Genomic DNA, 1,484 nt, shown 5'->3' with positions numbered 1-1,484 from the left:
ACATGAAGTTATTAAGAAATGAAGTAAATGATGATTCTGCTATGCCTTAATGTATCTTAAATTCTTCACTTTCTCAATGTTAGAAAAATCACACGTTTTGGTTTTTAACATGAAGTGATTAAGAAATGAAGTTAATGAAGATTTCGGTTGGTCTTAATGCCTCTTAAATTCTTCACTTTCTCAAATTTAGAAAAATCACAGTGTTTTGTTTTTAAAATGAAGCGATTAAGTAAATGAAGGTTTTTTGCAAAAAAAAGGATTAAGAAGGTCGAGTTCTCTTAATCCTTTTTAAATATTTCTAATATCTATTAAGCGGAGTTTCTACTCGCATTAATATTTCCGAAAAGCGACCTTGTAACCATTTTCTCAAAAACAGTTTTGGCATTTTCGTCTAGATTTTCTTCCACTTCTTGCAAGGCATATTGCTGAATAGCCAACAATGGCAATACAATATTTTCACGATATTCTACTGACATCATGCTGATAGGGTCAGTTTCCATCAATAATTTTTGACCTGAAACTAAGAGCATATTGTTTATACTTCTCTGTTGTTCTTCATACAAAATATTCCAAAATTCACCATAAATGGGGTCGTTTTTCATATATGAAGTCAATGGAAAATATGTTTTCGAAAGAGCCATCATGCTATTTTGCATCAAGGTTTTGAAGTATAATGAATTCTCAAAAAGGTCTTTCAAATCCTCCAATTTTCCTTCATCTATTTTAGACTGAAGAGCAGTACCAAATCCAAAGAAGCCCGGAACATTTTGTTTTAATTGACTCCATGATCCCACAAAAGGGATAGCCCGTAAGTCGCTCAATTTAAGCTGACTAGAAGTGCTTCTTTTACTTGGTCGGCTTCCGATTTTGGTTTTTCCGTAATATTTGAGCGGGCTTTTATGTTCCAGATATGATACAAATAGCGGATGATTTTTTAATTCTAAATACTTCTTGCCACCCACTTCAGCCAATTCTTCTATAAGGTCACGTTCTTGACTACTTATCAGTGATTTGTCGTCTGTAAAGATGTCGTTTATTACTCCTGCTGATAGCAACTGTTCGAAGTTGAAAATCGCCTGAGGTTTTGAGCCATACATTGAAGAGATGGTTTGTCCTTGTATGGTTATCTGGATTTCATTATTCGCAATACTTGGACCCTGTGAAGCATAAAACTGATGCGTTTTGCCACCACCACGAGCTGGAGGGCCGCCTCTGCCGTCAAAAAAGACGACATTTATGCCGTTTTCCATTGATACGGCTGTTAGGTTTTCCTTTGCTTTGTAAATCTCCCAGTTGGCTTTTATATATCCACCATCTTTGGTTCCATCCGAAAAACCAAGCATAATCGTTTGGAAATCAGAACGGTACTTGAGTTGTTTTTTGTAATATTCTAAATTATAAAGCTCACCCATAGATTGTCTGGCAGTATCCAAACCTTCGATGGTTTCGAAAAGGGGTACTATATCAACGTTTATTTCTTCTAT

At 35.2% G+C, this 1,484-nt stretch carries 1 protein-coding gene; it reads right to left on the bottom strand.

What is annotated here, in order from left to right; genetic code table 11:
- Positions 1-308 precede the first annotated feature (308 nt).
- Positions 309-1,484 (bottom strand): phosphoenolpyruvate carboxylase (locus tag EGI24_RS14285; protein ID WP_255049135.1); only part of this gene is annotated, 1,176 nt, incomplete at its 5' end.

The organism is Lacihabitans sp. CS3-21, assembly GCF_024343675.1.
Taxonomy (GTDB): domain Bacteria; phylum Bacteroidota; class Bacteroidia; order Cytophagales; family Spirosomataceae; genus Leadbetterella.
The sequence above is the reverse complement of the archived record's forward strand: the minus strand, read 5'-3'. Positions and strand labels throughout refer to the sequence as shown.